Here is a 23,065-nt window from a genome sequence, read left to right as displayed (position 1 = left end):
CCACCGGCTCGGCCGCGATCCCAACCCGCGGCACGAACAACCCGGCGAGCGCCGGGAAACAGATCACGCGGCTGGTTCCGGTGCCGCGCCGAGTTCGGCGCGGCACCGGAAGACCACCAACAGCACACGATCTGGTTCCGCCTCTGGCGCTGCCGTGCATGTGCTCACGGCTGCGTGCCACTCGCCTTGCGCTTGCATGCGGCCTTGGCGGTCCAGGGCAGCGTAAGCACGTCACCCACCAGAGAGAACGGGAGATCGATGAACGCAACGATGCCGGCCAAGGGGGGCTCGTGGCTGACGGCGTCCGTCGCGAACTCCAGATCCGTCCGGACTCCACCGAACACCTCGCGCGGGGCCGGCTTCCCAGTGGCCCGATCGGTCCGCATGTTCGCGGTTGTGCCACAACCAGCCACCAAGAAGGCGACTGCGCACCCCAGAGCGATTGCGAAATGTCGGGTCATGGTCGTGCGCCCGTGTCCGGTGTCGATTCACTCTTAATCGACACGCCGACGGTGACCGGCGACCCCAAGTGGCGTGGCTTCGTGCCGCGCGGGAGGGAAGCCGCGTGCAGTTCGCTCGACCGTTACGCTCTTCCTCAGCAACGTCTTCTGCCCGTGTGGCCGAACTGCCGAATGGGAGGCGCCCGAACCGGTCGGCGAGTGGATCCGCCTCACGCTCTATCTCGTTGCCGACCTAACAGTCTGACTCGTACCCGTCATTTTCATCCCTTTGCCAAGGTTATCGCAGTGCGTGGCTCGTATCGTGCGTCGCTCTGTGACTTGTAGGTGCTTTTTGCGGGCACTGCGGCGCGGTATACTCGTTCCGACTCGCTCCGGAGGCACCCGTGACAACTCGCATCCCGCTTCTGCTCGCCGGGCTCGCGGTCTTCGCAACGCCCACCGGTGAAACCGCTCGGGCGCATCACGCGCCGGTCCCGAAACGCACCGCGCCGGCCCTCGTGCGCCCGACCCCGGAACAGGTCCAGGAGGCCAACGACGCGTTCGCGGGGCTGGCGGGCGCGTGCGCGGAGGAGCCGCTGGCGAGCGGGCGGGGCACGGTACACGTCTTTCACTTCCCGGTGGTGGCCGACGACGAGACGCTGAAGCGGGTTCCGGACCTGCCGTTCGCGTTCGGGTTGAGGTTCAACTGCGCGAACATCACGGACGCGGGCGTCAAGGAGCTCAAGCGGCTCACCAACCTCACTTACGTGAGCTTCTACGGCACCGCGGTGACGGATGCGGCCCTTAAAGAACTCAAAGAGCTCCCCAACCTCACCGACCTGGACCTGGGCACGACGGGGATGACCGGCGAGGGGCTCGCCGCGCTGGACGGCGCTCCCAACGTCGTCTTCTTGAACCTGTGCAACTCGCGGGTGACGGACGCAGGGCTCAAGGCGGCCAAGGGGCTCCCCAGGCTCCGGGTTCTGCGGTTCTCCGGCGACCGAGTGACAGACGCGGGCCTCAAAGAACTGGCCGAGATGCCGAACCTCTCCGAGGTGGGTTCGTACTCCAAGCGGGTGACGAACGCAGGGCTCAAGGGGCTCAAGGGGTTGAAGCACCTAACCGTCCTGAACCTCTACGCCCCGCAGGTGACGGACGCGGGCCTCCAAGAACTCGGCGGCCTGACCAGCCTGACCCGGTTGTGCGTGCAGGAGGCGCAGGTGACGGACGCGGGCCTCAAGGGGCTCAAAGGACTCAAAGAACTCACCGATCTGGAACTTCGGAAAACCAGGGTGACGGGAGCCGGCCTCAGCGAGTTCTCAGCTCTCAAACGGCTGTGTCTGAACGAGTCGCCGGTGACGGACGCCGGGCTCAACGGGGTCGGCGGGTTGCGGAACCTCGCCGAACTGGAACTCGGGGCGACGCCGGTGACGGACGCGGGCCTCAAGGAACTCAGAGGGCTTCCGAAGCTCGCCCGCCTCCGCCTCTGGAACACCGCGGTGACCGGAGCGGGGCTCAAGGAGCTGAAAGGGCTGACCGGTCTGACCGAACTGGACCTCGGAGGTACGGGGGTGACGGACACCGGGCTCAAGGAGCTCAAAGAGTTCCCGAACCTCACCGAACTGGACCTCTGGCGCACGAAGGTGACGGACGCCGGGCTCAAGGAACTCAAAGGTCTCCCGAAGCTCACCAAACTGAGCGTCGGGGGCTCACAGATCACGGACGCGGGGTTGAAGGAACTCGAAGAGCTGCCAGGGCTCAGGGCGCTGAACCTCAGTGAGACGGGGATTACGGACGCGGGCGTTGTGGAGCTCAAAAAGCTGCGCCGTCTCAAAGAGCTGTTGCTGTTCCGCACCAAGCTGACCAAAAAAGGGTACGACGAACTGCGTATCGCCCTGCACTCCTGCGTGCTCAGCTCCTTTGAACAGTAAGGCGGCTCGTCAGCAATGCGCGACCGCGCATTGTCACGCGCCACCCGGCCATCCATTCGGGCGACCGGCGCGTCGGTCGCAAATCCGCACACGGTTTCCGGACGCAGAATACGAAGTCACACGATTGCAAGACAAACCCGCCCGCGTCACTTCGCTTCTTCGCTGAGGTGCTCGGCGAGCGCGGCCCGGAGCCGCGCTTCGAGCGCCGGCGGCAGCGGGCCGCACTTCGGCAGCGCCCGCACCACCCGCACCGTGCGCGAGTACGTGGACACGTACACCTCGCACTTCGGGCACCCCTTCACGTGAACGGTCACCGTCTCGTGGCGCTCGTGCGCCACCACCAGGACGCCGTCGGCGCCCACGTAGTCGGCCAGCAGCGCCTTCAACTCGTCACACGTCATCACGCGTTCTCCTCGAAGTGCGGTGCGAGCAGGTCGCGCATCCGCATTCGCGCGCGGTGCAGACGGCTCTTCACGGCGGCCACGCTCAGGCCCAACATGCTCGCGATGTCCGCGTTGGGGAGCCCCTCAACGTCGGCCAGCAGGTACACGTCGCGGAACGGCTCCGGCAGCTCGCCGATCGCCCGCTCGATGACCGCCGCCTGCTCGGCCGCGAGCACCGGCTCGTCGGGCGCGACGTTCCACCGCTTCACCTCGCCCTCCGGGGCGGCGGCCTCGAGCAGGTCGTCGGCCACCTCGCCGGACTCGTGCTTCTGCCGCGACGCCCGTTTGGCGCGGTGGGCCAGGGCCGCGTTGACCGTCACCCGGTGCAGCCACGTGGCGATCTGCGACTCGCCCCGGAACGTGTCCAGCTTGCGCACCACCTGGAGCAGCACGTCCTGGGTCACGTCCTCGGCGTCGGCGTCGTTGCCGAGCATCCGGCGCGCGATGTTGTAGATCCGCGGCGCGTACTCGCGAAAAACGAGTTCGGGGGTCAGCTTCTCGGGCAGCGGTGCAACCATTCGGCGGCTCGCGGGCGAGGGTCGGTCCCGTTCACTTTAACACAGCGAACGGGGTGTGTCCGTAGCAACCCGTGTGCCCGCGCGGCTCAGGCGCTCTGCGCCGCGGGCCGGGCGACCGACATCGCGCCGCGGGAGGCGTACCGTTTTATCAGGGCCGCGGCACTCGCGACCGCCCACCAGCCCAGCGCGGCGGCCACGCTACCGGCCATAGCGCCGGCGGCCCCGCACGCCTCCAGGTGTGCCGTTCCGGCCGCGGCGCAGAGCCCCACCGCGCCCACCGCCCCGCCGGCCGCGCCGACAATCCCCGCGGGCATCAGCCCCCGCTCGGACAGCGGTTCCGCACCGCCCGCCCCCCGCTCGCTCATCGCACCCCCTCCACCAACCCGAGCGCCCGACACAGACGGATCGAGATGGCACCAAAGTGACATCTCTAGTTCTACACCCCTTTCTTCACGAAATCTACACGAAGCGCAACATCAACCGAAATTCTGACAGCGCGTGCGGCGCGCTGTCCGGCCGGTACGATAAAGTAACGCCGCCGCACACCGCACCCGGGGGACCGATGCCTTTTCGCGCCGCGCTCTTCGACTTCGACGGCACACTCGCCGACAGCTTCGCCGCGATCACGTCCAGCACCAACCACGTCCGGCGGAGCTACGGGCTGCCGCCGATGACCGAGGCGGAGGTGCGTGGGTACGTCGGGTTCGGCCTCGACAAGCTCATGGCGGACCTCGTACCGGGCGCCCCAGTGGGCGAGGCGGTGGCCCGGTACCGCGAGCACCACGCGGGCGTGATGATCGCCGAAACGCGGCTCCTGCCGAACGTCGGGGACACGATCCGGGCGCTCGCCGGGCGTGGGCTGAAGCTCGCCGTGTGCAGCAACAAGCGGGTCGAGTTCACGCGCGAACTGGTTCGCGCGCTCGGCCTCGGCGACTACTTCGCCTATGTACTCGGTCCGGACGACGTCGGGGACCGGGCCAAGCCCGACCCGGCCATGTTGTTAGAGGGGCTGAAGCGGCTCGAGGTTTCACCCGCGAAGGCGGTGTACGTCGGGGACATGGTTGTCGACGTGCGCACGGCCCGGGCCGCCGGGGTCGAAGTTTGGCTCGTTCCGACCGGGACGACGGAGCCCGGTGAGGAACCGGACCGGCGGCTCACCTCGTTCGACGAACTGCTCGCACTGCTCGCCGGGTGAAGACCGCAGGTCCGTAAAAACGTCGGAGGGGCCGCGGGGGCTGATGTCAGCCCCCGCGGCCCCTGAACCGTTTTGCGCCGTTACGCCCAGTCGTTACCAGCGCCACGGGGACCCGTAGCCGCGGTAGCCGTAGCTTCCGTAGTACGGGCGGCCGTAGTAGGAGTTGTACCCGTAGTTCGGGTAGACGGAGCCGCTACCGAAACTGAAGCCCCCGCGCGGCCCGCCGACACTCAGCCCGAACCCGCTGCTCGGGTAGCTGTAGCCGCGGTAATAGCTCGGGTACGCGTACCCGCCGCGGTACCCGCTGGAGTAGTTGTGGTAGTGGCCGCCGTGGTAGGCCGGGGGCCGGGCGTCGGCGGCGCCCGCGGACACAGCCAGCGCGCCGGCGGCAACGAACGACAGTATAGCGAACTTCATTGCAGCGTCTCCTCGGTGTGGTTTGAGGAGCCGGTCGCGGAGTTGGGCGGCAGCGCGTCGGGCGTCGGCTCCGGTTGTCGAACGCTCTCGGCCGCCGGACTTGCGCCCGGCGGCCGAGAAGAGATACCGGTTCGACCGAATTTGCTTACGCGACGCCGAAATGGTGCTGGAGCTTCTTGATCGCCTTGTACTTCTCGTCGCTGACCCGCTCGACGGTCGTCGCCAGCTCCGTGGCGATCTCCGGAACCGGCCAGCCGTCGGCGGTCAGCTCCAGGATGCGGCGCTGCCGCGGGCTGAGCTGCTCGGCCGCCTTGGCGACGGCGTCGCGGTCGTCGCGGGTGGTGTTGGTGACGGGCCGCCGGTCCGGCAGCTCGTGCGACAGCGCCGCGAACTTACGGGCGCGCTGGGTGCGCTTCTTCACCGCGTCGATGGCGCGGAGGAACTCCCGGCGCTCGCTCGTCTCGCTGTCCACCAGCACCGCGCCCCACTTGTCCGCTTCGACCCGCTCCAGGAGGCGGACGAAAACGGCCTGGGTGCAGTCCTGCCAGCGGTCGGCGGGCAGGCGGGCGTTCCGCCAGCACGTCTGGCAGTACTTGCTGATGTCGGTGACGGCTTTCGCGCTCGGCTCCGCGCCGCGGGCCACGGAGGCGCCCGCCCGAGCAGGTGAGGTGGCCAGCGCGGTGCCGAGCACCATCGCCACCATCACGCCGCGCGACGGCTTCGAGGGCAGGTAACGGGTCATGCGGTCACGTCCCTAAGACCAAGTTGCGAACTTCGTCCATTATACCGACGCGGCGGGACGCCTTTCTCGCCCGAAGCGTACAAAAAACGGGAAGTCAATTAAAGCCCGTTTCGGTAGGGTGGGACAAGGCTTTCGCGCGGTCTCACCGGCCCTCCGCGGTTGCCCCCGGTCGTGCGCCCGTGCGGCGATCGCGGTGCCCGCGCGGGCGCCCCGGCCGGCACCGCATTCCGCCCCCACCGAACGGCGCAAAGCCTTGCCCCGCCATCTGATGCGAGCCCATCTATGCGTCGATTGCTGCCCCTGTTGGTTTTCATTCCGGCCGTCTCGCTCGCGCAGGACGCGAAACCGCCCGAGGTGCCGAAGGGCACCTCATTCAGCTTCGCGTTCGCGAAGAGCACGGTTTTCCCCGGCACCACCCGCACCGTAACCGTGTGGGTGCCGGCCCAGTACGACGGCAAAACGCCCGCGTGCGTGTACGTGAACCAGGACGGACTGCCGGGGTACGTCGGCCCGACGTTCGAGAAGCTGATCGCGGCGAAGGAGATGCCGGTCACGATCGCGATCGGGGTGACCCCGGGCGAGGTCAGGGCGGGCGACCCGAAGGCGGCGCTGACCCGGTACAACCGGAGCTACGAGTACGACGGCCTGGGCGACGCCTACGCCCGGATGCTGCTCGACGAACTGCTCCCGGAGGTGGAAAAGCGTACCACGAAGGACGGGAAGCCGATCGTGCTCTCCAAGCGGGGCACCGACCGGGCGATCGGCGGCGCGTCGAGCGGCGCGATCTGCGCGTTCACGGCGGCGTGGGAGCGCCCGGACGAGTTCTCGCGGGTGTTCAGCACCATCGGCACCTACGTCGGGCTGCGCGGCGGCGACATCTACCCGACGCTGATCCGCAAGTTCGAGCCGAAGCCGCTGCGGGTGTACCTCCAGGACGGCACCAAGGACCTGAACATCTACGGCGGCGACTGGTGGATGGCGAACCAGACGATGGAGCGGGCGCTGGTGTTCGCGGGCTACGAAACGAAGCACTCGTGGAACGACGGCGGGCACAACGGCGGGCTGGCCGCGGGCGTGTTCCCCGAGGCGATGCAGTTCCTGTGGAAGGACTGGCCCGAACGGCCGAAGGCCGGCAAGGGCTCGCAGCCGCTGCAAGAGCTTTTGATCCCCGGCGAGGGCTGGAAGCTGGTGGGCGAGGGGTACAAGTTCACCGAGGGGCCGGCGACGAGCCCGACGGGCGAGGTGTTCTTCAACGACGTGGGCTCGTCGAAGACGTACAAGGTCGTGGACGGCAAACCGGTGGAGTGGCTCGCGGACAGCAAGCGCGGTGACGGCCAGCGGTTCGGCCCGGACGGCCGGCTCTACGCGAACGCCGCGGGCGAGTCCAAGGTTCTGGCGTGGGACGGCGCGGGCAAGCCGAGCGTCTTCGCCGAGGGCTTCAAGGGCAACGACCTCGTGGTGCTGCACAACGGGGCGGTCTACGACACGGACCCGTTCGAGACGCCCAACAACAGCAAGGTGTACTACGTCTCGCCGAAGGGCGAAAAGAAGGTGGTCGATACGGGCCTGAAGTTCGCGAACGGGATCACCGTATCGCCGGACCAGACGCTCCTGTACGTCGCGGACAGCCGCACGCACTGGGTGTACAGCTACATGATCCAGCCGGACGGCACGCTGGCGAACAAGCAGAAGTATTTCCACCTCTACGTCCGCGACGCCGACGACGATTCGGGCGCGGACGGGCTGCGGTGCGACCGCGACGGGCGGTTGTGGGTCGCGACGCGGGCCGGGTTGCAGGTGTGCGATCAGGCGGGCCGGGTCAACTGCATCATCCCGACGCCGAACGGGAAGCTGTCGAACCTGACGTTCGGCGGCGCGAACATGGACGTGGTGTACGCGACCTGCGGGGACAAGGTGTACAGCCGCAAGGTGAAGGTGAAGGGCGCGAACGCGTTCGAGCCGCCGTTCAAGCCGGCCCCGCCGCGGCTGTGACCAAGCGAGCGGGGGGCGTGAGCCCCCCGAGTGAACGCCCCGCTCGCGCTTCCGGCGCGAGCCCTTCGCTCGCCTCCCTCCGCACGAGTGGTCGTGGCGCGTTCACTCGGGGGGCTCACGCCCCCCGCTCGCCTCCGCACGAGCGGCGCGTTCACTCGGGGGGCTCACGCCCCCCGCTCGCCAAGGCGTTGACTCGGAGTTCGGGGCGGAAGCTCGCCTGGAGAGTTTTCACACCGTAAGATCAGAAGCGTAATTGTTTGGCGAACGATCGCCCTTTTCGGCTACGAACAGGAGATCGCGATGGCCCGCTCGTGGCTCCTCACCTCGACCTTTTACGGCAACTGGTTACCCGGCGACCCGCGCGGTTTCGTCTCACGTGTACGGGATCGGCGGGCCGAGGACGCCGAGGATGTCGTTCGGTTGGAACACGACCGCCCCGGCACGCCCTGCGACGCCGACCTCCCTGGCTTGTGGCGTGCGGCCGTCCACCAGATGAAAGGGCCGCGCGTCCGCATCGATCGGGCGCAGGCGGACGCGCTCGCCAATCAGTTCCGAGAGACCGCGACCCATCGCCAATGGGTTCTGCACGCGCTCGCGGTGATGGCGAACCACGTTCACCTCGCGGTCACCGTGACGGACGGCATCGAACCGAGTGACATCCTTTGGCGACTTCAAAAGTTACGGCAGCCGGGTCTTGAACGCGCGTTGGGGCAAGCGGCCGAACGGCACGTGGTGGACGCAGAGCGGGTCAAAACGGAAACTGCCCAACGAGCGCGCGATCAGCGACGCGATCGCGTACATTGTTGGACAGGAATATCCCCTTGTGGTGTGGTCGCTTGAGGTCCAGGCGGGGGGCGTAAGCCCCCCGAGTGAACGAACCACAAACGCTCGTGCGGAGGCGAGCGGGGGGCGTGAGCCCCCCGAGTGAACGCGCCACGAACACTCGTGCCACGATCCTCCCGAGTGAACGCGCTGCGAGCGATCGTCCCGCTGTCGGCGAAGGACTCGCGCCGGAAGCGTGAGCGAGGTGTTCACTCGGGGGGCTCACGCCCCCCGCTCCTCCGCACGAGCGTTCGTGGTTCGTTCACTCGGGGGGCTCACGCCCCCCGCTCGCCTAAATGCCCTTGTACGCCGCTTCGAGGCGCCGCACGTACCCCGGCACGTCCGTCACCGGCGACTGGCTCATCATGTCGCGCAGGCTCGATCGCAGGTCCGCGAGCCCGGCCCGCTGGTCCGCCCACGTCGCCGCCAGCGTCACGAGCTGGTCCGTGTCGTCGGCGATGAACTCCGGCAGCCCCAGCGCCGTCAGCAGGCTCATGCTCTGCCGGCCCCGCGCGTCCCGGCCCGCGACCGTGAGCACGGGGACCCCCATCCACAACGAGTCGCACGTGGTCACGGCGCCGCCGTAGGGGAACGGGTCCAGCATCAGGTCGAGCGGCTGGTACGCCTCGAAGTAATCGTTCCCCGACAGCCGGTACACCAGCTCCAGCCGGTCGGTGACGATCCCGCGCTGCGTGAACCGCGCGGAGATCTCTTCCGACGACGCCACCGACTGGCCCGCCAGCAGCACCAGGCGCGACTTCGGCACCGCCTTCAGCACGGCGGCCCACGCGTCGAGGCACACGTCCGACAGCTTCGCCGGGTGGTTCAAGCACCCGAAGGTGAACGCCCGGCGGGCGGCGGGCGCCGCGCCCGGTACCGGCGCGTCCGCGGGCGGCACGTACACCCCGCCGAGGTCCGGCAGCCGGAGGAGCTTTTCCGTGTAGAACGACTCGGTGCCGGGCGGGTCGGCGGTCGCGTCCGTCACCCGGTAATCCATCGCCCTCATGCCGGTCGTCGCCGGGTAGCCGAACAGGCTCAACTGAACCGGGGCCGGCTTGCGGGCGAACAGCAGCAGCCGGTTGCCCTGCCCGTGCCCGTTCAGGTCCGCGAGGGTGTCGATCTCGTCGGTGCGGACCAGCTCCGCCGCCCGCTCGTCGGAGAGGTGCGGGATCGGGTGCCAGGTGTCCGCGAGCCGGTGCAGCCGCTCGTACACCTCCCCCTGCCGCGCCGAGTTGGCGTACACCGTGACGTGGAACTGTCGGCGGTCGTGGTGCGTCAGCAGCGCTTCGAGGAACGAGACCGCGGCCCGCGACTTGAACTCGCCGATCACGTACCCCACGCGGACGCGCCCCGGCCGGGTCGTGCGCCGCGGCGGCTCGGCCGGCGTCAGCGGGTCGGCGTGCTTCTGCGCCCAGGCGACGTGCTCGTCGCGGAGCTGCTCCGGGGTGAGCGTGCCCGGGTAGAGCAGGTTCGTCAGCAGCGCGCTTTGTGCGATCGGGTTGGGGGCCAGGTCCAGCGCCTTGCGGAGCGCCGCCACCGCCTCGCCGACCCGCCCCTGCTCGCCGAGGCTCGTGCCGAGGTTCGCCCACGCGTCGGCGAAGCCGTCCCGCAACTCGACGGCGGTGCGGTACGCCCGCTGCGCCTCGTCGGCGCGCCCGACCGCCTCGTACGCCACGCCGAGCGCGTTCTGCGCCTCCGGGTAGTCGGCCCGCAGCTCGACGGCCTTTTCCAGCACCTCGACGGCCTGCTCGTGCTCGCCGGCCGCCGCGAGGTGCAGCCCCAGGTGGCAGTACCCGCGGGGCTGGTCCGGGAACCGTGCGACCGCCTCCCGGAACGCGCCGATCGCCTCCGCCCGCCGCCCGCACCGCGCCAGCGCGTCGCCGAGCAGCGTGAGCCCCTCGGGCACGTCCGCGTTCACCGTGACCGCGCGGGCGAAGCACTCGACCGACCGCGGCCAGTTGCCCACGTCGCCCGCGGCCAGGCCCAGGTTGACGAGCACGGCGGGCGCGTCGGGCGAGAGCCGCAGCGCGTCCTCGTAGTGCGGGATGGCGTCGGCGGAGCGGCCGGTGCGGCGGTACAGGTTCGCGAGGTTGAAGTGCGTGTTGAGCTGGTCGGGGTCGGCGCTGAGCGATTCGAGGTACAGGCGCTCGGCCCCCTCGGCGTCGCCGCGCTGGGCCACGATCGCGGCCAGGTTGGTGAGCGACGGCGGGTGGTTCGGGGTCGCGGTGAGGAGCTGGCGGTAGCCGCGTTCGGCTTCGTCGAGCGATCCGCTGCGGTGCGCCGCGACGGCGCGCTGGAAGAGGTCGTCCAGGGTGGCCACAGGTCCCTCCGGCCGGAGCGGGCGAACGGTGCGGGCTGTTGTATCCCGGAACGCACCGGGGCGCCAAGCCGGGACGTTTCCCGTAACTCGGCGCCCGTGTCAAGCCGGCCCGCGGGGTCCGTTCGGCCCGGAAGGCGTTACTCGCCGACGTACGGCAGCAGCCCCATGAACCGGGCGCGCTTCACCGCGGTGCCGACCTCGCGCTGGAACGTGGCGCACAGCCCGCTCCGCTTGCGGCTGAACAGCTTGCCCTGGCCGGTGATCATTTTCTTCAGGTTGCCCACGTCCTTATAGTCCACGAACGCGGGGCGCGGGCAGCCTTCCTTCGTGCAGAACCGGCACCGACCCGCGCGCGACTGGCTCAACTTCTTCCGATTCATGTCGTTCCCAGCACCCTGTGTGAAGCCGCAGCACCAATTCCGGCAATTCGGAAAGAGTTAATATAGACGACAGAACGAGGAACGGCAACGGCCCCGGCGCGCCGAGACACACGCCCCCCGGCGCCGTTACACCCCCAGCTCCTTTTTGAGCGCCGCGTACCAGTCGCTGAACCACCCGGTGCGGACCTTGTTGTGGCCGGTGTCGTCCATGGTGCGCACGATCATCTTCTTGATGTCCCGGTCGGGCTTCTTGCCGGCCATCGCACGCTTCACGTTCCCGAAGATCAGGTCGAACTCGCGCCGGTCGATCTTCCCGTCGTTCCCCGCGGCGGTGGCGAGCTGGTCCTCGATCTGTTTCTGCACCCGCGACTCCAGCACGTAGCCGAACTCGTCACACACTTGGTTCAGCGCCGCCAGCGCGCTCTCGACCGTCACCCCCAGTTCGGCCGAGATGAGGACGATCTCCCGCTCTTCGTTGCGGTCGATGTACTTGTCGTCGTACGCGCGGGCCTTGATCTCGTTGACGATCCGCTTTTTGATGTCGTCCGGGGACATGGGGCCGGGCTCCTGCTGCGTAAAAAGCTCCAGGGCCGACACCGTTCGGCGCCGCCGGGAGCGATGCGCGAAATTCTAGCCCACCGCCGCCGTCCCGCAATGACGGAGCGGGCGCCTACTTGTCCTTCTTCTTTTTCTTCTTGTGCTCGTCCTTGTGGCCGTTGGTGGACGGGGCCAGCATCGCCGACAGCTCCGCCCCGGCGCCGACGAGCGCCTCGCGCAGCTTCTTGCCCTTTTTCTTCTCTTTCTTCTTGTCCTTTTTCGACGGGAACGCCCCCTCCGGCGGTTCGACCAGATCTTCAATGAGTTCGCCGGGGCGCACGCCCAGCGCGCCGGCCAGCGCGATCAGGGTGCTGGCCCGCGGGTCGGCCTTCCGCGCCTGCTCCATCTTCGCCACCAGCGACAGGCTCAGGTCCGCCTTCTCCGCAACCGCCTCCTGCGACAGCCCGGCCGCGGCGCGCAGCGTTTGTAACCGGTAGGCGATCTGCTTCGACAACCCCATACGCAACCCTCGTGAGGGAATGGAATGTGTGGAAAATGTGTAGGCAATGAGATGATACCGAGATCCCGATAGGACTCAAGTCCTACCGGGACCCCGCGAGCGGTTGCGCGATCGAGGTGGGTGCTACGGCGCGGCGGCGGTGGCGGCGCCCCACACGGCGGGCACGGTGTCCTTGTGATCGCCCTGGACGTAGAAGCTCTCGCCCCCGTCCGCGACCGTGCGGACCAGGATGGTCTTCCACGGCCGGTAGTAGTACCGCGGGTCGGTCTTCGGCGCCTGGGTGTGGTAGTCGTCGCCGAGCGGCAGCAGGTCGAACACCGCCGTGGTGAACGCGGCGATCCGCTCGCCGCTCTGGTGCGCCACGTTCCGCGCCATCGCCAGCGCCTTCAGGTACACTTCCGGCCCCATGACGGCGGTGCCGAAGTTGAGCACGATCCCGCCCTCCAGCCTCCGGATGTGCTCGGCGAACACCAGGAAGTCGGTGTAGCTGGCGCGCCCCAGCACCCCGCCGTCGGCGTTCGGGTGCTCGTGGATGATGTCGTACCCGATACCGATGTGAACCGTGACCGGGATCTTGAGCCGGTACGCCGCGGCCAGCACGCTCGCGTGCTTGTACGGGAAGAACCCCTCCGCGATGGCCCGCCCCACGCTCTCGCCCAGCCCCATGCCGTCGCGCACCCCGCGGGTGATCGCGTCGTTCATCTTCCCGGTCTCGTCCCACAACCCGAACTCGCCGGACGACACGTACCGGGCGACGCTCTCGGTGCTGGCCCCGATCAGCGCGAACTCCCAGTCGTGGATCGGACCGGCGCCGTTCATGGCGATCAGCGACACCAGCCCGCGCTCCATGAGGTCGATCAGGTGCCGCTGCGCCCCGGCGCGCAGCACGTGCGCCCCCATCATGAGCACGCGGGCCGCCCCGCGGGCCTTCGCCTCGGCCAGCCGCCGGCCGATCGCGGGCAGCGACGGGTGGGCGAACGCGCCGGCGGCGAGCGGCAACATTACGTCCAGGGTGAGGTCGTGCTGACGGTTGGCGAGCGGCTGGAGCCGGAGCTGCGAGCGGTTGAACTGCGGGTACGGCATCGGTGCCCTCACGCAAAGAGAAGGAAGATCGGCCGCAAAATCGCACAAGGGGAACAAAAAGAGCGTGGATCAGGGGACCGAATCGGGTACTCGGTCGGCCGCTTCCAGCCTTCTTTTTGTGCCTCTTGTGCGTTTTTGCGGCCAATCGTCTTTGTTTTATGGCTGTGTGGTGAACTCCAGCCCGGCGCGGGGCGGGTTGGTCTGCCCCGGGGCGGTGTCCGGCGGGAGCAGCTCCCAGGCGCCGCCGGCGCCCATCTGGTAGCCCACCATGTACATGCGCTTCGACTCTTCCGGGTCGAACACCATGCTGCTGGACCGCCCCTCGAAGTTGTCCGGCAGCGCGATCAGCCCGAACCGCGAGTTGGTCACCCGGCACAGGGCGTGGAGCTTCACCGTGTCGGCCCGGAACAGGGCGTACAGGGCGGTCGAGACGGCGTTCACGAGCGTCTCGAACGTACCCGGGTTCTGCCGCGACCGGTTCTGGTGCGTTTTGCCCGCGGACAGCACCCACACGTTCGACCCGGGCGCCAGCGGGCCGTTGGTGCGGACGAACACCTGCGCCAGGTTGCCGGCGTCGGCGTGCAGCTCCTGGTAGCGGACCCCGTTAACGGTCACGTCGAACTTGACCGCCGGGACGATGCCCGGGATCGAGCACGCGGCCAGCACCACCTTGCGCACGATCTCCTTCGCGTCCGGGCGGCCGGAGCTGGCGATCCCGCCCAGGTCCCACACCACCAGCCGGTGCGTGAGCACGTTCGAGGTGGCGATGAACAGCCGCCGCCCGTCGGCCTGGGCCGCGCACAGGTCGGCCATGACCTCGTCGTCGATGTACCGCTCGAGCAGCTCCTCGAGCGGCGCCGAGGTCATCAGCGCGCCGCCGCTGAGCACCCCGCGGACCGGGCGCCAGCGGAACAGGTCGGAGCGGCGCAGGCTCACGAAGATGCTGGACAGCGCGCGGTCGTACTTGGGGCCGAGGAACGCGAGGAACGCGGTCGGCGCGCCGCTGCTCACGCCCGTCGCCACGTCGAACGTGGGCCGGGTGCCGGACGCGCTCCAGCCGACCAGCGCGCCGGCGGTGAACGCGGCGTACTTGCCCCCCCCGGACACGCACAGCACGTTCTGCGGGCGGCCCGCCGGCGGGGCCGCGGCCCCCTGCATCACGGCCGCCAGCCCGGCGACCGCGTCCGTGTCGGCGTCGTGGTAGTCGTCCCCGGGGCGGGCGTTGACCCATACTTTGGTGGCGACCTCGTCCGGGACCGGGGCGCGCACCTTCGGCCCGAGGCACCCGACGGCCGCGACCAGCGCCAGCGGCACCAGTCCGGTGAACAACTGCGCGATCCGGGCGCCCCCCAGCCGCCCGAACGAGCCGGTTCCCATGCCTACCCCCGCTACGGTCCCTTGTGGGCGGGAGGAGATAGCACCACCCGCGCCGCCGGTCAAGCGCCAAGTCGGGGTCCGCGCGCGCTTTCGGTACTTGAGCAATTTGCGGAGCTTCGGGCCGGTTCCGGCGCGCCGGTCGGGGGCGCCGGAACCGCCGGTCGGTACACTTTGAGGAACGCCCCGCCCGGTTCCGAACCTCTCGCCGGTCCGCACCCATGTTGCTCGTTGCACAAGGTCCCACCCCGGGCGACGTCTGGCGCCGCGAGCTGCCGCACGACGTGCCCGTCGTTCTCGGGCGCGACGCGGCCGGTTGGTCCGTGCCGTGGGAGCCGTTCCTCGCCCGGCGGCACGCCGAGCTGACCGCCCGCGGCGGGAAGCTGAAGGTGCGCAAGCTCGCGGAGGCGGCCAACCCGGTCTTTCACGCCGGGCGCCCGGCCGACGCGTTCGAGGTGCCGGCGGGCGGGTCGTTCGTCATCGGCCGCACTTCGTTCACCCTCGCCGCCGGCGAGGACGCCACCCCGCCCGAGCCCGATCGCCCGCTGCTCGACATGCGGACGATCGGGCACCACGAGCTGGACCGGCTCGCGTTCCGCGACGCCCCGCACCGGCTCGACGTGCTCAGCCGGCTCCCCGACGTGATCGCCAGCGCCTCCGACGACGCGGACCTGTTCCACAAGCTCGGCGACATGCTGCTGGCGGGCGTCCGCCGCGCGGACGCGGTCGCGGTGGTGGCGCTCGCGCCCGGGGCCGACCGGCCCGCCGTGCTCCACCGGGACCGCCGGCTGGCCGGCGCGGGCGACTTCGAGCCGAGCCGCCGGCTCGTCGCCGCCGCGGTCGCGGAGCAGAAGCAGACCGTGCTCCACGTGTGGGGGGCGGAGCCGGGCGCCGCGCCCGCCGACCCGTTCACCCTGCAAGAGCGGTTCGACTGGGCGTTCTGCACGCCCGTCGCCGGCGAGTCGTGCCCGGGGTGGGCGCTGTACGTGGCCGGGCGGTTCAACGGGGCCGCGGCGGCGACGCTGCTGGCGCCGTGGGAGTCGAACGAGCTGCGCGACGACGTGAAGTTCGCGGAGCTGGTGGCCGACATCCTGGGCTCGCTCCGCCAGGTGCAGGTACTGCGCGAGCGGCAGGGGGTGTTCCGCCGGTTCTTCTCGCCCGGGGTGCTGGGCGTGCTGTCGGGCGGCGACCCGGCCCGCGCGCTGGAGCCGCGCGAGGCCGACGTGACCGTGCTGTTCTGCGACCTGCGCGGCTTCTCGCGGCGGGCGGAGGAGGCCGACAACCTGCTCGACCTGTTGAACCGGGTGAGTGCCGCGCTGGGGCTGATGACCCGGAACATCCTGAACCACCGCGGGGCCGTCGCGGACTTCCTGGGCGACGCGGCCCTCGGGTTCTGGGGCTGGCCGCTGGAACAGCCGTTGAAAGTCGAGGACGCGTGCCGGGCGGCGCTCGGCATCCGGGCCGCGTTCGAGACGGTGGCGCGCGACCCGGCGCACCCGCTGCACGGGTTCCGGGTCGGGATCGGGGTCGCGAGCGGCCGGGCGGTGGCGGGCGGGATCGGCACCCCGGAGCAGGCGAAGGTGACCGTGTTCGGGCCGGTGGTGAACCTCGCGTCGCGGCTCCAGGACATGACCAAGCTGCTGCGGGTGCCGATCCTGATCGACGAGCCGACGGCGGAGGCGGTGCGCGAGCGGCTCCCCCGCGACGCCGGCCGCACGCGGCAACTGGTGAAGGTGCGCCCGCCCGGCATGGAAACGCCGCTGGTGGTGTCCGAACTGCTGCCACCGGTCCCGGCCGGCGGGGCGCCGGAGGGCGGGCTCTCCGACGAAGACCTCGCGGCCTACGGCGAAGCCCTGACCGCGTTTTTGGCCGGAGACTGGGCGGTCGCGTACAAGCGGCTCCACCGGGTCCCGCCGGACGACCGCGGGAAGGACGTGCTGACCGAATTCATTCTGAAGAACAACCGCACCCCGCCGCCCGGCTGGGACGGCGTCGTCCCGCTCGCGGCGCGGGGCTGACATTGGCCTTCGCGGGGCCGATGTTTTGTGATGCGGTGCTCGAACGCGCCGCCGGTGGCCATCAAGCGGCCGACGTGAGCCTCCCGCTTCACCGGGGGGACTTGCGCCCGTACTTGCGGGCCTGCGCCTCGTCGTCCCGCCGCAGGTCGCGGCGCACCTTCAGCACGAACAAACCCAGAGCGACCGCGATGAACAGGATCACGCCGACGAACCCGAGCGCGACGGGGTCGCCGTCGGCCAACTGTTCCAAGAACTTCGCGATCGCCCCGCCCCGGTTCCCGCGCATGCGCACACCTTGGCGGGCAAGAGTGGACGAAGTGGGCGCGGCCCGCACGCGCGAGGGCCAGTAGACCAGCACGCGGCGGAGAAGTCAACGGCCGAGCCCGCAGACGCAGGCCGGCGGTCAACCGGGCGCGTCACCGCCCGCGTAAGCTTTACACGAGCGCCGGGGTGACGAACGGCTCGATCTCTTCCAGCGTGAGCGGACGGGCGAACTCCATCCCGACGAAGTAATCCCCGGCCGCCAACTGATTCACGTGAGCCACTTGGGCCCGGACCGTCAGGACGCGCCAGGAGGACGTCACCTCGACCGTCAGCGTGACCCCGAGCAGCGGGCTCGTCTCGACCAACATGCTCAGGCCCGTGGCGGAGATGTCCCACAGCACCCCCTCACCGCCGGACTCGGTGTAACAGGAAGTCGTTGAGTTGGGAACAAAGCGAACTGCCGCTCGCCGGTCAGAGTTCTGAACAGACATGCAGTGCGCCTCCACGGAGTTACTGGTGTGGGAACCATAGAACACGACTCGTTCTGGGGCAGAACTAAAATGAGCGGTGGGTGAAGTGCGGGACGTTCCCGACGGGGAGCCGGCCCATCTGAGGGGCAATTGAGGCGAACGCTTGTTCAACCGGCGCTGGAATGAACGAGTCCGGCACACCGGTGCGTGCGGCCGGGGCGCTCGCGCAAAGCCCGGGTGTTACCCCCGGCATCGGTCACGGATGCGGCCGGACACAAGGAACGGACCAACAATCGGGTCACGTCAGTGAGTATACGGGTGGTATTGGGCACCAACGCCGGCGATGGCCGCCGGGCTCACCGGTCACGTGTGGTCACTCACTGAACGGTTGGCCGATCCCGCCGTGCAACATGCGTAGAACATCAGCAAAAGCGAACGGCCCGGGGGAATCCCCGGGCCGTTCAGCGTATCAGTGCGGGAGACAGGACTTGAACCTGCACAGGATTGCTCCCGCCAGCCCCTCAAGCTGGTGCGTCTGCCATTCCGCCACTCCCGCGGGGAATTGCTCTTGAGAAATTATTGCGGGTTGGAGGCCGTTTTCAAGAGGGGGACGTGAATCTCCTTCATTCGGCTAGAAATGCCCGCACCGCGGCGGCGGTGGCCCCGGGGTGCGTGTACTGCGGGTAGTGGCCGCACTCCCGGAACTCGACGCGCCGCACGTCCCGCAGCCCGTGTGCGAGAACCGCCTCGCGGCCCCGCGGTACGATCCGGTCCCGGTCGCCGCCGACCAGGAGCACGGGGGCGGCGATTGCGGGCAGCAGCGGGCGCAGGTCGAGCGAATCGAGCGCCACCGCCCGGCGGGCCGCCGCGCGGATCGGGGTCCGGCCGTTGCAGTCCAGGAACAGCGCGCGCGCCAGCGGCGAGCACCCGTCCCAGGTCGCGGGGCAGGCGCGCCGCATGGCGAACTCGCGAAACGGGAGCTCGCACAGCCGCCCGTCCCAGTAGCGGCCCTGACGCGCCCCGAACCGCTCGTACCACCGCAGCGGGCGAAACGCGAACCCGCCCTTCAGCACGCACTTCGTGAACCGCTCCGGGCGCTCGGCCAGGGCGCGCAACGCGACCGTCGTGCCGAACGACGACCCGAGCAGCGCCACGCGGCGCAGCTTCAGGTGATCGAGCAGGGCGTAAAGGTCGGAGGCGAGGTCGCGGTGCCGGTACGCGCCGAGCGTCGCGCCGTCGTCGGCGCCGTTGGGCAGTTCGTAAGCCACGCAGGTGAAGTGCGGGGCGAGTTGGTGCATCACCATCGCGAACCCGCGCGCCGCGTCCGACAGCCCGTGCAGGACCACGAGCGGCGGGCCGCTCCCCCAAACGGTGAACCGCATGAGGTAACGGCCCGTGTCGAGCGCGGCGTGGGCGGCCTCGTGCGCGAGCGCCCGCAGCGCGTCGCGGCACCGGGCGTCGGTCACATCGGGGCGGGCGGTCACTTGACCGGTTCGATCTTCCACAACTGCTTCTTCGCCTTCGGGTCGGCCTTCTTCTGAATGATGCGGCCCTCGTCGTCAATGTCCAGCACCAGCTCGCTCGATTTGCTCGTGATGCGGCGCTCCGCGTCCTTCTCCTCCCAGGACCAGCGCTGGTTGTCGGCGTCCTCGTCCTTGGCGTCCCAGACGATGATCGCCACGCCCTCGTCCTTCGACGCCTCGAACACGTCGAGCGCCTTGCCGCTCTTCACGTTCACGAGCGCGAACGCCTTCCCGTCCTTCTTGACCTCCCACTGCTGGGCCTTGTTGGCCGGATCGGCCTTGGCGAGCGCGGCGCGGGCGCCGGCCTCGTCGGAGTCGTCCACGACCGCGAGCACCTTGCCCGTTTCGACGTTCACGATCCGGACCTTTTCATCCGCGGCCAGGGCGGGGACCGCGAGCAGACCGCAGGCCGCGAGGGCACAGAGCGAACGCAACATGTGAGTTCTCCTTGTCAGCATGTTTGAAGTGCGAGAGCGAACGCGCCGGGCCGAAAGTGAGACGTGCAGCGTCGGCCGGGCGGTGGTGATTGTAGGAGATCCGCGGAAGAGCGGTCAACGCGCCGGGAAGCGGCCCGGGCGAGTTTCACCGAAACGTCACCGAATCAGAGCAGAAGAGGATTGGCCACAAAAACGCACACAGGGCACAAAAGAAAACCCAAGAAGAAGCAGAGAGGATAGCCGCAAAAGGAAACCGAAGACCAAAGCAGAGAGTGATGACCGCAAGAACGCACACAGGGCACAAGAGAAAACCGAAAACCAGTACAGAAGAGAAGTGTTTTGAACTCACTCTTTGTCTTGGCCTTCGGCTTCCTTTTGTGCCCTGTGTGCGTTCTTGTGGCTAATCTTGTCTTTCGCCTTCGTCTTCGGTTTCCTTTTGTGCTCTGTATGCCTTTTTGTGGCCCATCCCCTTCTTGATCGTTACGTGCTGGCACCGCTGCACATCGGCAAGGACGTTCTTCAGACGTGTATCCAGGGCGGCCGGTCCCGACTTCAATCGTGGACCGAGAGCGTTCACCAACGCCCACCCCGGAACTAGTTCGGGGTGAACGCAGGTTGATTCAGCACCCCGGAACTAGTTCCGGGGTGGGCGAAACGAACAACGCTCCCGGGAACGCAATCGCGAGCAACTGCACCCGCGGCGGAGCGCCGCAGAGGAGGTCTCGGAACCGGCCGCCCGTGGCTCTCAACCGCCTCCAGTCGCGGCGGTCTGGCTCTTGTCTACTTCTGTTGTGCGGCGCGTTCGCTGGCGGCACGCCGCTCGAACTCATCCGTGATCGGCCTCCCCGCGGCGTCTTGCGGGCACCGGGCCTGCGGAAACGTTACGATGAAGCCCCGGTTCCCGTTTACCTCGCCGAAATCGATCCGGGCGCCTCGGGCGTACGGGCGCTGCCACTCGAGGACCACGCACCGAATCCCATCGACCACGAACTCGAAATCGTCGTCCCCCGGGGGAGCGGCCTCGATATCGAGTTTGTTCTGGAAACCAGTACACCCGCCGCCTTTGATCGTGTACCGCAGCCACCACCGATCGATGTTCAGACCTGCGACGTGCGTCCGGAGTTCGTGGGCCGCCGCTGGTGTGATTTCCAGGTACACCCGCTCCCGCGGGGGCGGGGCCAGTTCCAGCGCCGGGCCGGCAAGGCTCGGCGCCGGGGTGCGGGTCCGCACGTAGCGCGCGGGCATGTCGCACCCCGTGAGCCACACGAGAAAAAGGGCAAACGCGGGACCGGTTCGGGCTCGGATCATGGGCACGATCTCGCTTATTTCAGATCCGCTCTATGCTATCAGACCCGGTCGGCCACGCAACCGTCACTTCTTCTTCGGCTCGGGCTCCTTCGCCGCCAGACCGGGGCTGGCGTTGAACACCTTCACAACGGCCGCCGTCTTCACGTTCCACACCGCGACACTACCGTCGTAGCTGCCACCCGCGACCAGCTCGCCGTCGGGGCTGAACGCCACCGTGTACACGTAGTCCGTGAGGCCCGCCAGCGACTTGCCCGCCGCCAGCGTGTCCATGTTCCACAGCCGCACGGTCTTGTCGGCGCTCGAGGTGGCGAGCAGCGGCTGCTTCGGGTTCGCCACGACCTTGAACACCTCGTCCCCGTGCCCGCCGGCGTTCTTCACCTGCTTGCCCTCCCCGTTCGGCTTCCAGGTGCGGAGCTGCTTGTCCGCACCCACCGAGTACCCGGCCGAGCCGTCCGCCTTCACCGCCACCCCGTACACGATGTTCTGGTGCTCGGGGAACGTCACCACCGACTCCTTCGCCTTCAGGTCCCACACCTTCGCGGTCTTGTCGCGCCCGGCGGTCAGCAGGTACTTGCCGTCCGCCGAAATGGTGCAGCCGAGCACCCAGTCCGCGTGGTTCTCGACCGTCTGCACCGGCTTCGCTTTATCGAGCCCCTCGGACAGGTCGAAGACCCGCACGGCGCGGTCGCAGCCGCCGGCCGCCAGCGTCTTGCCGTCCGGGGTGACCGCCAGGCACAGCACCGAATCTTCCACGTCGAACAGGTGCTTCACCAGCACCTTCGGGTCGTTCACGCCGTCGAGCACCTCCACGTCTTCCCCTTTGACAGAGGAACCCTCTCCGGCCTTCCCCTTCGCAGCGAGGTCGTAGATGCGAACGTCGCCCTCCTGCCCCGGGCGCCCGCCCGCGACCGCCAGCTTGCCGTCCGGCAGGAACGCCAGGCCGTAGGCGCGCTCGGACCGGGTGCGGACCCGCTTCGTCAGCTTCCCGGTGGTCGCGTCCCACACGGTGAGTTCGTGGTGCCCGCCGACCACCACCGACTTGCTGTCCGGCGTAAAGGCCAGCGCGTTGACGATGACCGCGAACGGGTACGCCTTCGGCGGCGCCGGCGGTTGCCACCGCACCCGCAGCTCCTTCACGAGGTCGGCCTTCGGGTCGATGCCGGCGTCGAGCTTCGCGCCCTCCTTGATCCACCGCTCGACGAGATCGGCCTTGCCCTTCGGGACGGCCTCGCCCTTGTCGCGCGGCGGCATCCGCCGCTGGTCGGTGGTGACCAGGAGCGCGTGGAACTCGCTCTGGTCGGGCTTGCCCGGCACGATCGGGTCGCCGCCGGTGCCGCCCGCGCGGATCTTCTCGTAGGTGGTCATGTCGTACTTGCCCGACTTCTTCTTGGAGTCGTGGCACGCGAAGCAGTTCTCCTTGAAGATCGGGGCCACGTCGTTGATGAAGCTGACGGGCTTCTGGGCGTTGGCCGCTGGTAGGTCCGAGAACAGCAAAAGGTAGGAGGCGATCAGCGCGGCGACTGCGCAAAGGACGCACGCACAGTATCGGTGGCGCAGCATGACTGGGTGTCTCGGAGAAAGTGAGTCGGGGCAGGTTTGGAAGTGAGTGTAACGGATGTCGGGAGCGGGAGCAACGAGATCGGGCCGAAGAACGAACGCGCCCCGGGGCGCACGGCCAAGGCCAGGACAGCACATTCGCGGTCTGGTTGCTGGCGTCTGGTTGCTGGCGTCTGTTTTTGGCGCCTGCCTTCGTCTGTGCACGGATGAGAAGGCCACACAGACAGGAATGTCTGTGCCACAAGAAGTAGGCACAGCCGGCCGGATCATAAATCAGGGCAACACGTTGGGATCGGGTGGATTCGCTCGGGATGTCTCGGCGTTGCTGAATCCCTGAATTACGACCGGATCGGTAGATTTTTCCGGCCGGTAGGTAACTCTGACACGGCGCGAGCGAACTTCACCACATTTCGACAATCCGGCCGCAACCGTGGGCTCCCGATCAAGCTCGCCAAACGGTGCATCTTGACGACCGGTCGTCCGATGTTCGGACAGTTAGTTACCGGCGTGGACAAGAACTGGTCACCCGTTTCGGAACCACTTTTTTCCGGCATTTCGGTGACGTGCCGGCACCCGGTTTGCAACTTACATTGCCAATCAAAGTAGTGCTTCCGCACAATTGGACGGTCGATTTGCGACGGATCGCACGAGACGGTACTCGCCGCTCGTAGCTCTCGCCCGTCGCCTTCCGCGGCGGCCCGGCCGCGAACCCGTCGCCCCAACCCAAGTCCGCGAGGTCCTTGTCACATGGGCTGGAGCAAGGAACGTCTGGAA

At 68.6% G+C, this 23,065-nt stretch carries 23 protein-coding genes and 1 tRNA gene; 4 read left to right on the top strand and 20 right to left on the bottom strand.

Annotation, left to right across the window (positions count from 1 at the left end):
• Positions 1–164 precede the first annotated feature (164 nt).
• Positions 165–386, bottom strand: coding sequence for a YceK/YidQ family lipoprotein (locus R5W23_RS18165; protein WP_261190154.1), 222 nt, complete (start codon positions 384–386; stop codon positions 165–167).
• Between the two features lie 458 nt (positions 387–844).
• On the opposite strand from R5W23_RS18165, the gene R5W23_RS18160 reads away from it, so the two are divergent.
• The gene (locus R5W23_RS18160) at positions 845–2,371 is read left to right on the top strand and encodes a leucine-rich repeat domain-containing protein (protein ID WP_320687501.1); all 1,527 of its coding nucleotides are present in this window, start codon (positions 845–847) and stop codon (positions 2,369–2,371) included.
• 146 nt (positions 2,372–2,517) lie between these two features.
• Here the strand turns inward: R5W23_RS18160 and R5W23_RS18155 are convergent, their stop codons facing one another.
• The 3 genes from R5W23_RS18155 to R5W23_RS18145 form a co-directional block, all read right to left on the bottom strand.
• Positions 2,518–2,772, bottom strand: coding sequence for an anti-sigma factor family protein (locus R5W23_RS18155; RefSeq protein WP_010036934.1), 255 nt, complete (start codon positions 2,770–2,772; stop codon positions 2,518–2,520).
• Complete coding sequence (locus R5W23_RS18150; RefSeq protein ID WP_261190152.1) at positions 2,772–3,332, bottom strand: RNA polymerase sigma factor; 561 nt, start codon at positions 3,330–3,332, stop codon at positions 2,772–2,774. Before R5W23_RS18150 ends, R5W23_RS18155 begins: the two co-directional genes overlap by 1 nt.
• A gap of 86 nt (positions 3,333–3,418) precedes the next feature.
• A complete protein-coding gene (locus tag R5W23_RS18145; protein WP_320687500.1) occupies positions 3,419–3,697 on the bottom strand; it encodes a hypothetical protein in 279 nt (92 codons plus the stop codon).
• A 197-nt stretch (positions 3,698–3,894) separates the two neighbouring features.
• Here R5W23_RS18145 and R5W23_RS18140 point away from each other — a divergent pair, with 197 nt between their 5' ends.
• Complete coding sequence (locus R5W23_RS18140; RefSeq protein WP_320687499.1) at positions 3,895–4,527, top strand: HAD family hydrolase; 633 nt, start codon at positions 3,895–3,897, stop codon at positions 4,525–4,527.
• 93 nt (positions 4,528–4,620) lie between these two features.
• On the opposite strand, the gene R5W23_RS18135 is transcribed toward R5W23_RS18140, so the two are convergent.
• Positions 4,621–4,944 carry a hypothetical protein gene (locus R5W23_RS18135; RefSeq protein ID WP_320687498.1) on the bottom strand — a complete coding sequence of 108 codons (324 nt, stop codon included), beginning with the start codon at positions 4,942–4,944 and terminating at the stop codon, positions 4,621–4,623.
• Positions 4,945–5,089: 145 nt separating this feature from the next.
• Positions 5,090–5,686 (bottom strand): sigma-70 family RNA polymerase sigma factor, encoded by a 597-nt coding sequence (locus tag R5W23_RS18130; protein WP_261185690.1) that lies wholly within the window; start codon positions 5,684–5,686, stop codon positions 5,090–5,092.
• 282 nt (positions 5,687–5,968) lie between these two features.
• Here R5W23_RS18130 and R5W23_RS18125 point away from each other — a divergent pair, with 282 nt between their 5' ends.
• A complete protein-coding gene (locus R5W23_RS18125) occupies positions 5,969–7,678 on the top strand; it encodes an SMP-30/gluconolactonase/LRE family protein (RefSeq protein WP_320687497.1) in 1,710 nt (569 codons plus the stop codon).
• Positions 7,679–8,050: 372 nt separating this feature from the next.
• Here R5W23_RS18125 and R5W23_RS18120 read toward each other — a convergent pair whose 3' ends face one another.
• The 7 genes from R5W23_RS18120 to R5W23_RS18090 form a co-directional block, all read right to left on the bottom strand.
• Positions 8,051–8,296: a hypothetical protein gene (locus R5W23_RS18120; RefSeq protein WP_320687496.1), complete on the bottom strand. Its 246-nt coding sequence runs from the start codon at positions 8,294–8,296 to the stop codon at positions 8,051–8,053.
• A gap of 496 nt (positions 8,297–8,792) precedes the next feature.
• Positions 8,793–10,820 (bottom strand): tetratricopeptide repeat protein, encoded by a 2,028-nt coding sequence (locus tag R5W23_RS18115; protein WP_320687495.1) that lies wholly within the window; start codon positions 10,818–10,820, stop codon positions 8,793–8,795.
• Between the two features lie 137 nt (positions 10,821–10,957).
• Positions 10,958–11,200: a 30S ribosomal protein S18 gene (gene rpsR / locus R5W23_RS18110; protein WP_261185695.1), complete on the bottom strand. Its 243-nt coding sequence runs from the start codon at positions 11,198–11,200 to the stop codon at positions 10,958–10,960.
• Between the two features lie 126 nt (positions 11,201–11,326).
• A complete protein-coding gene (locus tag R5W23_RS18105) occupies positions 11,327–11,755 on the bottom strand; it encodes a hypothetical protein (RefSeq protein ID WP_320687494.1) in 429 nt (142 codons plus the stop codon).
• A 115-nt stretch (positions 11,756–11,870) separates the two neighbouring features.
• Positions 11,871–12,257, bottom strand: coding sequence for a helix-turn-helix domain-containing protein (locus R5W23_RS18100; RefSeq protein WP_261185697.1), 387 nt, complete (start codon positions 12,255–12,257; stop codon positions 11,871–11,873).
• Positions 12,258–12,380: 123 nt separating this feature from the next.
• Entirely contained in the window at positions 12,381–13,340 is a 960-nt protein-coding gene (locus R5W23_RS18095) for a hypothetical protein (RefSeq protein ID WP_320687493.1), read from the bottom strand.
• A gap of 156 nt (positions 13,341–13,496) precedes the next feature.
• Positions 13,497–14,717: a patatin-like phospholipase family protein gene (locus R5W23_RS18090; protein WP_320687492.1), complete on the bottom strand. Its 1,221-nt coding sequence runs from the start codon at positions 14,715–14,717 to the stop codon at positions 13,497–13,499.
• Between the two features lie 218 nt (positions 14,718–14,935).
• Between R5W23_RS18090 and R5W23_RS18085 the strand changes: the two genes are divergently transcribed.
• The gene (locus R5W23_RS18085; protein WP_320687491.1) at positions 14,936–16,732 is read left to right on the top strand and encodes an adenylate/guanylate cyclase domain-containing protein; all 1,797 of its coding nucleotides are present in this window, start codon (positions 14,936–14,938) and stop codon (positions 16,730–16,732) included.
• A gap of 88 nt (positions 16,733–16,820) precedes the next feature.
• Here the strand turns inward: R5W23_RS18085 and R5W23_RS18080 are convergent, their stop codons facing one another.
• From R5W23_RS18080 to R5W23_RS18050, 7 genes are all read right to left on the bottom strand, one after another.
• A complete protein-coding gene (locus tag R5W23_RS18080; RefSeq protein ID WP_261185703.1) occupies positions 16,821–17,018 on the bottom strand; it encodes a hypothetical protein in 198 nt (65 codons plus the stop codon).
• A 148-nt stretch (positions 17,019–17,166) separates the two neighbouring features.
• On the bottom strand, positions 17,167–17,487 hold the full coding sequence (locus R5W23_RS18075) for a PilZ domain-containing protein (RefSeq protein WP_261189075.1): 321 nt from the start codon (positions 17,485–17,487) through the stop codon (positions 17,167–17,169).
• Positions 17,488–17,939: 452 nt separating this feature from the next.
• Positions 17,940–18,022 (bottom strand) — tRNA-Leu (locus tag R5W23_RS18070).
• A 67-nt stretch (positions 18,023–18,089) separates the two neighbouring features.
• Entirely contained in the window at positions 18,090–18,971 is an 882-nt protein-coding gene (locus R5W23_RS18065; RefSeq protein ID WP_320687490.1) for an alpha/beta fold hydrolase, read from the bottom strand.
• Positions 18,947–19,426, bottom strand: coding sequence for an RICIN domain-containing protein (locus tag R5W23_RS18060; RefSeq protein ID WP_261189077.1), 480 nt, complete (start codon positions 19,424–19,426; stop codon positions 18,947–18,949). The genes R5W23_RS18065 and R5W23_RS18060 overlap by 25 nt, the downstream gene beginning before the upstream one ends.
• Positions 19,427–20,206: 780 nt before the next feature.
• On the bottom strand, positions 20,207–20,671 hold the full coding sequence (locus tag R5W23_RS18055; protein WP_320687489.1) for a HesB/IscA family protein: 465 nt from the start codon (positions 20,669–20,671) through the stop codon (positions 20,207–20,209).
• 126 nt (positions 20,672–20,797) lie between these two features.
• Positions 20,798–22,294, bottom strand: coding sequence for a c-type cytochrome domain-containing protein (locus R5W23_RS18050; RefSeq protein ID WP_320687488.1), 1,497 nt, complete (start codon positions 22,292–22,294; stop codon positions 20,798–20,800).
• Between the last annotated feature and the right edge of the window lie 771 nt (positions 22,295–23,065).

Source organism: Gemmata algarum (assembly GCF_034097035.1).
Classification (GTDB): domain Bacteria; phylum Planctomycetota; class Planctomycetia; order Gemmatales; family Gemmataceae; genus Gemmata; species Gemmata algarum.
This window is presented reverse-complemented; position numbering and strand designations above follow the sequence as displayed.

Excerpts from the sequence above, each read along its gene's own strand:
- R5W23_RS18165 (WP_261190154.1), bottom strand. The coding sequence starts at position 386 with ATGCGGACCGATCGGGCCACTGGGAAGCCGGCCCCGCGCGAGGTGTTC.
- R5W23_RS18155 (WP_010036934.1), bottom strand. The coding sequence starts at position 2,772 with ATGACGTGTGACGAGTTGAAGGCGCTGCTGGCCGACTACGTGGGCGCC.
- R5W23_RS18150 (WP_261190152.1), bottom strand. The coding sequence starts at position 3,332 with ATGGTTGCACCGCTGCCCGAGAAGCTGACCCCCGAACTCGTTTTTCGC.
- R5W23_RS18145 (WP_320687500.1), bottom strand. The coding sequence starts at position 3,697 with ATGAGCGAGCGGGGGGCGGGCGGTGCGGAACCGCTGTCCGAGCGGGGG.
- R5W23_RS18140 (WP_320687499.1), top strand. The coding sequence starts at position 3,895 with ATGCCTTTTCGCGCCGCGCTCTTCGACTTCGACGGCACACTCGCCGAC.
- R5W23_RS18135 (WP_320687498.1), bottom strand. The coding sequence starts at position 4,944 with ATGAAGTTCGCTATACTGTCGTTCGTTGCCGCCGGCGCGCTGGCTGTG.
- R5W23_RS18130 (WP_261185690.1), bottom strand. The coding sequence starts at position 5,686 with ATGACCCGTTACCTGCCCTCGAAGCCGTCGCGCGGCGTGATGGTGGCG.
- R5W23_RS18125 (WP_320687497.1), top strand. The coding sequence starts at position 5,969 with ATGCGTCGATTGCTGCCCCTGTTGGTTTTCATTCCGGCCGTCTCGCTC.
- rpsR (WP_261185695.1), bottom strand. The coding sequence starts at position 11,200 with ATGAATCGGAAGAAGTTGAGCCAGTCGCGCGCGGGTCGGTGCCGGTTC.
- R5W23_RS18105 (WP_320687494.1), bottom strand. The coding sequence starts at position 11,755 with ATGTCCCCGGACGACATCAAAAAGCGGATCGTCAACGAGATCAAGGCC.
- R5W23_RS18100 (WP_261185697.1), bottom strand. The coding sequence starts at position 12,257 with ATGGGGTTGTCGAAGCAGATCGCCTACCGGTTACAAACGCTGCGCGCC.
- R5W23_RS18095 (WP_320687493.1), bottom strand. The coding sequence starts at position 13,340 with ATGCCGTACCCGCAGTTCAACCGCTCGCAGCTCCGGCTCCAGCCGCTC.
- R5W23_RS18090 (WP_320687492.1), bottom strand. The coding sequence starts at position 14,717 with ATGGGAACCGGCTCGTTCGGGCGGCTGGGGGGCGCCCGGATCGCGCAG.
- R5W23_RS18085 (WP_320687491.1), top strand. The coding sequence starts at position 14,936 with ATGTTGCTCGTTGCACAAGGTCCCACCCCGGGCGACGTCTGGCGCCGC.
- R5W23_RS18080 (WP_261185703.1), bottom strand. The coding sequence starts at position 17,018 with ATGCGCGGGAACCGGGGCGGGGCGATCGCGAAGTTCTTGGAACAGTTG.
- R5W23_RS18075 (WP_261189075.1), bottom strand. The coding sequence starts at position 17,487 with ATGTCTGTTCAGAACTCTGACCGGCGAGCGGCAGTTCGCTTTGTTCCC.
- R5W23_RS18060 (WP_261189077.1), bottom strand. The coding sequence starts at position 19,426 with ATGTTGCGTTCGCTCTGTGCCCTCGCGGCCTGCGGTCTGCTCGCGGTC.
- R5W23_RS18055 (WP_320687489.1), bottom strand. The coding sequence starts at position 20,671 with ATGCCCGCGCGCTACGTGCGGACCCGCACCCCGGCGCCGAGCCTTGCC.
- R5W23_RS18050 (WP_320687488.1), bottom strand. The coding sequence starts at position 22,294 with ATGCTGCGCCACCGATACTGTGCGTGCGTCCTTTGCGCAGTCGCCGCG.